This window comes from Prosthecobacter sp. (genome assembly GCF_029946185.1).
Classification (GTDB): Bacteria; Verrucomicrobiota; Verrucomicrobiia; order Verrucomicrobiales; family Verrucomicrobiaceae; genus Prosthecobacter.
Genome location: NZ_JAQSEA010000018.1, coordinates 1 through 8501 on the forward strand (window position 1 = coordinate 1; position 8501 = coordinate 8501).

At 61.1% G+C, this 8501-nt stretch carries 5 protein-coding genes; 1 reads left to right on the top strand and 4 read right to left on the bottom strand.

Annotated features, from left to right (window positions below):
• Window positions 1-2789: PSD1 and planctomycete cytochrome C domain-containing protein (locus PSV43_RS01070; protein WP_300192796.1), on the bottom strand; the 2789-nt coding region annotated here is incomplete at its 3' end.
• Between the two features lie 68 nt (window positions 2790-2857).
• Here PSV43_RS01070 and PSV43_RS01075 point away from each other — a divergent pair.
• Window positions 2858-3994, top strand: a complete 1137-nt coding sequence (locus PSV43_RS01075; RefSeq protein WP_300192798.1) for a M20 family metallopeptidase — start codon at window positions 2858-2860, stop codon at window positions 3992-3994.
• A 129-nt stretch (window positions 3995-4123) separates the two neighbouring features.
• Here PSV43_RS01075 and rpoN read toward each other — a convergent pair whose 3' ends face one another.
• From rpoN to PSV43_RS01090, 3 genes are all read right to left on the bottom strand, one after another.
• A complete protein-coding gene (rpoN, locus tag PSV43_RS01080) occupies window positions 4124-5542 on the bottom strand; it encodes an RNA polymerase factor sigma-54 (RefSeq protein WP_300192800.1) in 1419 nt (472 codons plus the stop codon).
• 167 nt (window positions 5543-5709) lie between these two features.
• On the bottom strand, window positions 5710-6669 hold the full coding sequence (locus tag PSV43_RS01085; RefSeq protein ID WP_300192802.1) for a hypothetical protein: 960 nt from the start codon (window positions 6667-6669) through the stop codon (window positions 5710-5712).
• A gap of 150 nt (window positions 6670-6819) precedes the next feature.
• Window positions 6820-8501, bottom strand: a 1682-nt coding sequence (locus PSV43_RS01090; protein WP_300192804.1) for a phospho-sugar mutase, incomplete at its 5' end; no start/stop codon positions are given.

Here is an 8501-nt window from a genome sequence, read left to right on the forward strand (position 1 = left end):
TAGATGAACTCGTTGCTCATCATGAGGGCCTGGCAGAGGAGAGCCCAGGCTTCCTGCTCGCGCTTGGTGGAGTCCTGCTGGGAGGAATTGAGCGAGGCGTCGGCTGCGGTGAGATAGTTTTCGGCGCGAGCGAGGTCTTCGGCGGTGGCTTCGCGGGCGAAGGCGATGCGATAGGCGGCGCGGAGGCGGGCCTCTTTGTCGGGGGAGAGCTTGAACACGCGGGCGGCGAAGGCTTGCGCGGCGCTGGTGGCGAGGTCGCTGTTCATGAGGAGCAGGGCCTGCGGGGAGACGACGGAGCTGTGACGCAGGCCGGTGCTGGTGGAGGGATCGGGATAGTCGAACTGCTGGAAGAGATCGTAGAGATTGTTGCGGATGATGGGCAGGTAGAGCGCGCGGCGTGTGCTGCCGTAGTTGGTGAAGTCTTTGGAGGTGTGATTGAAGACGAACTCACGATTGCGGCGGGGGATGGTCTTACCGCCGATGGTGTTGTCGAGGCTGCCGGCGACGCTGAGCAGGGCGTCGCGGATTTCTTCGGCTTCGAGACGACGCACGGGGAAGTGGTGCAGCAGGAGGTCTTCGGGATCGGCTGCGTAAGCCTGTGCGGATATGGCGGAGCTTTGCTGATAGGTGCGCGAACTCATGATGAGGCGGTGCATGTCCTTGAGGCTCCAGCCGTTGGTGGTGAACCAGTGGGCGAGCCAGTCGAGCAGGGCGGGGTGCGTGGGCTGCTGGCCGAGGAGGCCGAAGTTGTCCGTGGTGGAGACGATGCCCTGACGGAAATGCCAGGACCAGATGCGGTTGGCGATGACGCGCGAGGTGAGCGGATGTTCGGGGCTGGCGAGCCAGCGGGCGAGTTCGAGGCGGCCGCTTTGATTGGCGGGGAACTGCGGCTTGGTGGTGAGTGAAGCCTGCGCGACCTGGACGAAGCCGCGTGAAACAGGCTTGCCGAGCGCGAGGTGGCTGCCGCGAATGTGGATGGGCAGTTCGTTGATGATCTTCGGTGACTCGGCCACGGCGAGGGTGGTGGGCAGGTCGGGGAGATTGCTCTCCGTGGTCATCATGGTGTCCTTCAGAGTACGCACTTTTTCGGCGACATCCTTGGGAAAGAGAACCATGGGTTCCGGTGGCAGGGCGAGGAAACCTGCGGGAGCGTCCAATGCGGCGCGTGCCTGGTGGAGCAGCGAGTCTTCAGACTTCTCCTCGGGCTTTGTTTTCGCCTTCACCTTCGGAGCAGGGGTGATCTTTTCCGCAGCGGCAAAGATGGCGGTGTAGTAGCCGCGCAGTGGCTGCACGCTGCCGGTGGATTTGAGCGCATCCTGCCACGGCTTGAAGAAGGGGAGGGTTTCGTTTGCGGCGAGATACACGCGGCAGTTGAGCAGCACATGCGCGCGCAGTCCGAGCGGTTCGGCCACCGGGCGTGCTTTGCTCAGGGTGGGATTCGCGGGCAGTTCGGCTGCGGCCATGAGGTAATCGACCGCATGGTCACGCACTTCTTTGCGCAGGGCTGAGATGGCGGCGCTTTCAACTTTGGCGACGGCGGCTTTTTGATCTTTGAGGATGCGTTCGGAGGAGATGACGGCGGCAAAGTCATCGAGCGAGCCCATGGGTGCCTCATAAGCTGTGCTGAGGGCACCGATGCGATCCACGCTGAAGCTTTGGGTGCTTTTGAAGATGGCGGCTAATGAGTAGTAGTCAGCCGTTGGAACGGGATCGAACTTGTGATCATGGCAGCGTGCACAACCCAGCGTGAGGCCCATGAAGGCGCGGCCCATGACATCGATCTGCTCATCAATGACATCCATGGCGAGCTTCTCCTTGTCCGGTTCGGCAAGGACTTTGGCACCGAGATTGAGGAACGCGGTCGCGGTGGTCTGCTCTTTGCGCGTGGGGAGGTCCTTGGCTTCGAGCAGATCGCCTGCAATCTGCTCGGTGAGGAATTGATCGAAGGGTTTGTCGGCGTTGATCGACTGCACCACGTAGTCGCGGTAACGCCAGGCGGTGCCGAGGGCGATGTTTTCATCGAGGCCGTTGGAGTCGGAGTAGCGGGCGACGTCCAGCCAGTGACGGCCCCATTTTTCACCGTATTGAGGCGAGCGCAGGAGGCGGTCGATGACTTTGGCAAAGGCGTCGGGGGAGGTGTCGGCGAGGAAGGCATTTACTTCCTGGGGGCTCGGGGGCAGGCCGATGAGGTCGAAGGTGGCGCGGCGGATGAGGGTGCGTTTGTCAGCGGGAGCTGCGAGTGTGAGACCCTTCTCGGCGAGTTTTTCGGAGATGAAAGAGTCGATGGGATTGGAGGCATCCGCTTTGGGGACCTGCGGGCTGGCAATCGGGCGGAAGGCCCAATGCTTCGCGCCCTCCTTGAGATCAATGACGCGCGGTGAGGAGGGTTTGCTGGTGGCAGCGACAGCTTCACGTGGATCGGGTGCGCCCATTTTGACCCACTCTTCCAGTGCCTTCACCTCGGCTGCGGGCATGGCACCCTTGGGCGGCATCTGCAGATCCTGATTTTGATAGCGGATGGATTCGATGATGTGGCTTTTGTCGGGATCTCCAGCGACGAGGGCTGGGCCGTTGTCGCCGCCTTTAAGAATGGCGTCGCGTGAATCGATGGCGAGTCCGCCCTTGCTCTTGCCGGACTCGACGGAGTGGCACTCGTAGCAGCGCTTGATGAGGATGGGCCGGATGGTCTTTTCAAAGAAGGCGACCTTGGCGTCATCCGCAGGCGTGGCCATGGCCAAACTGGCTGCATGCAGCGTCGAAAGCAGGGCGATGGAATAGAAGGGCTTCATGTGACAGCAAATGTACGGCCAAAAAGCGGCCCTTCTTGCCGAGTCATCGACTTCGGCTAGGCTGGGGGATGTCTCCCGTGCTCCAGACCCTGGCCGATCTTGTCCGCATCAACAGCATCAACAGCTCCTATGAAGGAGGTCCGGGAGAGGCTGCCATGGCGGCGTATGTGAGGCGTTTCTTTGAACAGCGGGGCATGGACGTGTGGGAGCAGGAGGTGTTTCCGGGGCGCAACAATGTGATCGCGCGCATTCCGGGTCGTGATGCATCAAGGCGCATCGTGTTCGAGGCGCACATGGACACGGTCTCGGTCAAGGGTATGACGATTGATCCCTTCGATCCGGTGGTGAAAGACGGCAAGATGCATGGGCGCGGCTCGGTGGATGACAAGGCGGGGCTGGCGGCGATGATGCATGCCGTGGCGGACATTCATGCGAGCGGCGACCGCCCACCCTGCGAGGTGTGGCTGGCGGCCGTGGTGGATGAGGAGTATTCCTTTCGCGGTGTGGTCAAACTTTGCGAAGACCTCAAAGCGGATGCCGCCGTGGTGGCGGAGCCGACGGAGTTCAAATGTGTGATCGCGAGCAAGGGCGTGCTGCGCTGGCGCATCCGCACGAAGGGAAAAGCGGCGCATAGTTCGAAGCCGCATCTCGGTGTGAATGCGATCACCGCGATGTCACGCGTCGTGCTGGCGCTGAATGAGGACCATGAGCGGATGCAGGAGGTGAAGCATCCGCTGCTCGGGCCGGGCACCTGCAACGTGGGTGTGATCCATGGCGGCGTGCAGGTGAACTTTGTGCCGGATGAGGCGGTGATCGAGATCGACCGCCGGCTGCTGCCCGGCGAGGAGGTGCCGGACGTGCTGGCGCATTATCAGACGCTGCTGGATGCGCTGATGAAGCGGCACCCGGATGTGATGGCGGAGATGGAAACGCCGATGCTGCAGGACTGGCCGTTTCAGACGGATGAAGGCGCTGCGGTGGTACAACTTGCGCGTGAAGTTCTCGGTGAAATGGGACGCGAGAATGGCGTCAGTGGTGTGCCGTTTGGCAGTGATGCGAGCAAGTTTGCGCGCCTCGGCATCCCGACGGTTCTGTTTGGTCCCGGCAGCATCGATCAGGCGCATGGAGCGGTGGAGTACGTGGAATGCGCGGAGGTCGAGAAGGCGCTGGCGGTTTATACAGAGATCGCGCGGCGGTTTGTGTGAGGGACATAGTAGCCCTCTCGCTCCGCGAGACGCGCCCAGCGTGAGCTTCCATGCGGAGTGTTTGCTTCAAACGATGACGCAGTGGCTTGCGAAAGCGCTGTGCTCATCTCGCGGAGCGAGATGGCTGCTTTACGAAAACGACTTTCGCAGGTGGCTCGGCAGAATGCTGAGCGCCTCGCGGTACTTCGCGACGGTGCGGCGGGCGACTTTGATGCCCTGGCCATCGAGAAGCTTGGCGAGTTTGTCGTCGCTGAGGGGCTTGTGTTTGGGCTCGTTCTTGATGAGATCGGCGATGGCGTTTTTGACGCTGGTGTTGCTGAGGTCATCGCCCGACTCGGTTTTAACGCCGTGGGAGAAGAAGAACTTCATGTCAAACACGCCATGGGGGGTGGCGATGTATTTTCCGGAGATGGCGCGGCTGACGGTGGTCTCGTGCACGCCGACTTCATCGGCGACGGTGGCCATGTTGAGAGGGCGCAGCAGATTGGTGCCTTTCTCCAAAAATTCGCGCTGATACTTGAGGATCTGCGTGGCGATGCGGTGGATCGTCTGCTGGCGCTGATGGATGGAGCGGATGAGGAATTTGCCGCTGCGGATTTTGTCGCGCACGTAGTTGCGGACCTCGCCGTTGTTGCCGGGCTGGCTGAGCAGGTCCTTGTAGGTGTTGCTGATGCGCAGGTGCGGGAGGTCGTCATTGGTCATGACGGCGATCCATTCGCCGCCCTGGCGTTCGACGACGACGTCGGGCGTGACGTAGTTGTTGGAGGAGACGGAAAAGCGCTGCGCGGGGCGGGGATCGAGCGTGCTGATGAAATCTGCGCCGCGTGAGATCTGCTCCAGGGGGACGCCGAGTTTGCGCGCGAGGATGGGGTAGCGCTTGTTGGCGAGGTCGTCGATGTATTGATCCACCAGACGCCAGGCGAGGCTCTGCTTTTTGCCAAGGCGCTCCAGCTGTACCAGCAGGCACTCGCGCAAATCCTCCGAGCCAACGCCGACGGGGTCGAAGCTCTGCAGCAGCTTTTTGGCGGTGATCAGGACATCGATGGGAATGCCGTGGTTCAGGCTGAGGTCATCGATGCGCGTGTTGAGAAAGCCACGGTCGTCGAGATTGCCAATGAGGAACTCCACGTGCGGGGCGAGGGAGGCTTTGGCGTCCGAGGTGTGGAGCTGGGAGAGCAGATGCTCCTGCAAGGTGGTGGGAGCCACGATGGAGTCCATGAGGAACTGCCAGCGTTCCTGGTCATCGCTGCGGCGGGTGGCGGTCTGCTGGCGGCTCTGCTGCCAGTATTCGCGCCATTCGTCATCCATCTGCGTCAGGGCGTCGATGTCGCTGTCATCGACGCTGCGGTCGTCCGGATCATCGGGGATGGCGTCCTGAATGGAGGTGTCCGGAGATTCAAGCTCCAGGACGGGATTGATTTCGACCTCCTGCTGGATGATCTGGCGGAGCTCCAAAGTGGGTGCCTGCAAAATCTGCAAGCTTTGTTGCATTTGCGGCCCAATAGCGAGCTTTTGAGTCTGTACCTGGTGGAGTCCGTGGTCGGCCATGAATGGTTGGAAGACAGCAAACGCTATCCCACCTCCTTGAGCAAGCAAACATCAAGCCAATGAGCGGTTTATTTTCGATTTTAAGAAAAGAACCATCACTGGCATTAAAACAGAAATCCCGGCGCAGGGCCGGGATTTCCAAAAATCGGACTACGAACTGGCGTGAATCAAGGCACTTCGAAGACCTTCTGGGTGGTCGGATCAAGTGCGAGGGAGCCGCTTTCGAGGCCGGTGATGTCGAGCTCTTTGTAAGGCGGATAAGGGCTGATGACGCGTCCTGGCTTGGCGGTTCTTTTGCCTTTCAAAAACGACCCCGAAGATCCGCTGCTGGAGGTGGTGCTGGGGAATTCTTTCGGGGTGGATTCGGAACGGCGGGTGGTAGGCGCGGGCGTCGGCGGAGGGGCGTCCGGCTTGACTTCTTTTTTGGGCGTCACCGTGGCAGGCTTGCTCGGGGTCCGGGCAGGAGGCGAATCGTTCACCCTAGGCGGGGTGTATTTGCGGGTGCTGCTGGACGAAGAGGATTTGCTCTGCGGGGGCGGCGCTGGTGTTTTGCTTTTGCTGGAGGGGGCGGGCGAGGTCTGCTGCGGGGCGGTCTGCTGCGGCGGGTAATTGTAGCGCGGCTGTGACTGGGGCTGTTGTTGTGGCTGCTGCTGGGGATATTGATAGCCGGGCTGCTGCGGGGCATAGCCTGATCCAGGAAGTGGATAGCTCTCCGGAGACTGCTGCGGATAATTCGGAGCAGCCTGCGGACGCGGTGTGGAGTCCAAGCTGTAGCCGCCGCCGTTCTGCCCATAGGCCGGAGGCGGGGTGTCATAACCGACGGGGTTGCGCCCATAAAAGAGGCGGCGTGCCATCTCACTCATGCGCTGCCCAAACTTTGGCAGGAACTGCAGCGGGCTTTCATACTGCGTCTGAGGCTGCTGCTGCTGGGGGTAGCCGTACCCCGGAGGCTGCTGCTGGCTGTACTGCTGCGGATAACCACCCTGCTGCTGGGGATAGCCCTGTGGCTGCTGCGGATAATACCGCTGCTGAGCCTGTGCCGTGGGGGCCGAGGCAAAGACGATGGCGGCATACCAGCCCAGTCCAATTGAGCTGAGCAGCCCAGTGCGAGTGGTTTGAGAATTCATAATGGTTAATAGTTCTTAAATTCCTGAGAACTTCAAGCCGCAATTTCCGGCCCTCAGCCTCGGGATTGAGGTTGCGAATGGATAGACGAATGCGGCTGAAGTTTGTTCAGCCGCATTGCCTTTTCTTCGAATCTGTCGCGAATTCCGGCCTTATGATGCCAGGCGTGCGTCGATGTCCTTGTCCAGCCAGGCCCACATGGCGGAGAGGCCGGCGCTGACTTTGGCCTTGGCAGCGGCGAGTTCCTCGGTGCTGAGGCTTTGACCGGCGGCGGGGAGGCTGCGGCCAAACATGTAGTATTTGATCTTCGGCTCAGTGCCGGAGGGGCGCACGGCAAAGCTGCGGCCATCGGCGAGATCCACAAAGAGCATCTTCTCTTTCTGCACGGTCTCGCCTTCTTCGTCGGTGATCTCGTCCTTGCGGAAGTCACGCACTTTGATAACGGCGGAGCCATCCACTTCGGTGGGGGGATTGCTGCCGTAGCTGTCTGCCAGCTTGGCGATCTGCGCGGCACCGCTGGCACCTTCGAAGACCTTGCTCTCGTTCACTTCAAGGAAGTATCCCACTTCGCTGTACACCTGATCAAGCAGGCCGACGACGGTGAGACCGAGGCTGGCGGCGTAGGCGGCGAGTTCGGCAAACATGACCACGGCACCGTTGCCGTCTTTGTCGCGGCTGAAGTCGTCGCCCATGTAGCCGTAGCTTTCCTCACCACCGAAGACGAGGAACTTGCTGTACTGGAGGCGTGCGCTGCGGCTTTCTGCGGCGTTGAGGTCGCGGTAGCGGCTCTGAATGTCGGCTGGCAGGGCGGCTTCGTATTTGGAAAGCTTGGAGCTGATCCATTTGAAACCGGTGAGGGTGTTGACGCAGTTGATGCCGAACTTCGCGGCGATGGCGTCCTGCAGCGGGCTGGTGACGAAGGTCTTCAGGAGCACGGCGTGGCTCTTGTTGGCTTCGGTGAGGATGCCGAGATCAAACATCGTCTTGGTGCGGTACCAAGCCATGAGGGAGCCGACCTGATTGCCGGTGAGCAGCACCATTTCGCCTGCGGAATTACGCACGCCCACGCCCATGCGGTCGCAGTCCGGGTCCGTGCCGATGACGATGTCCGCGCCTTCTTTGTTCGCCAGATCGACCGCCATCTGCAAAGCGGAAGCGTTCTCCGGGTTCGGGGACTTCACGGTGGGGAAGCGGCCGTCGCGCACGTCCTGCTCGGGGACGGTGAGGAAATTGAAGCCGAGCTTTTTCAGCAACACGGGCACCAGCACGCCGCCGGCGCCATGCAGTGCGGTGAAGACGATCTTGAGCTTTTTGGCCTCCTCCTTTTGCAGGAGCTCGGGCTGCAGCATCATGGTTTCCACGCGGGCGAGGTACTGCTGGTCCATGTCATCACCGAGGGTGGTGAGCTGGCCGCGTTCGGCCTCAGGAAGCGCCACGTACTCTTCGCCTTTGATGGAGTTGACTTCCTTGATAATGCCGGTGGCGTGGGGCTCCACGATGCCGGCACCGTCGTTGAAATTCACTTTGTAGCCGTTGTCATGCGCGGGGTTGTGGGAGGCGGTGAGCATCACGCCGGCATCCGCACGGAGCTGGCGCACGGCGAAGGACATTTCAGGCGTCGCGCGGCAGTAGTCGAAGAGGTAAACATTCGCGCCGTGATCCATGGCGATCTTGGCGCAGAACTGGGCGAACTCGACCGAGAAATGACGCGTGTCATGGGCAAAGACGATGCTGGGCTTGCCGGTGAGTTTGGCGTTGGCGCGGTAGTTTTTGATGTAGGTCACCAGGCCGCGGGTGGCGCGGCTGACGTTGTAGAAGTTCATCGCATTCGTGC

Bases quoted from the DNA above. Each gene is read 5' to 3' on its own strand.
- PSV43_RS01075 (WP_300192798.1), top strand. From the start codon at position 2,858: ATGTCTCCCGTGCTCCAGACCCTGGCCGATCTTGTCCGCATCAACAGC.
- rpoN (WP_300192800.1), bottom strand. From the start codon at position 5,542: ATGGCCGACCACGGACTCCACCAGGTACAGACTCAAAAGCTCGCTATT.
- PSV43_RS01085 (WP_300192802.1), bottom strand. From the start codon at position 6,669: ATGAATTCTCAAACCACTCGCACTGGGCTGCTCAGCTCAATTGGACTG.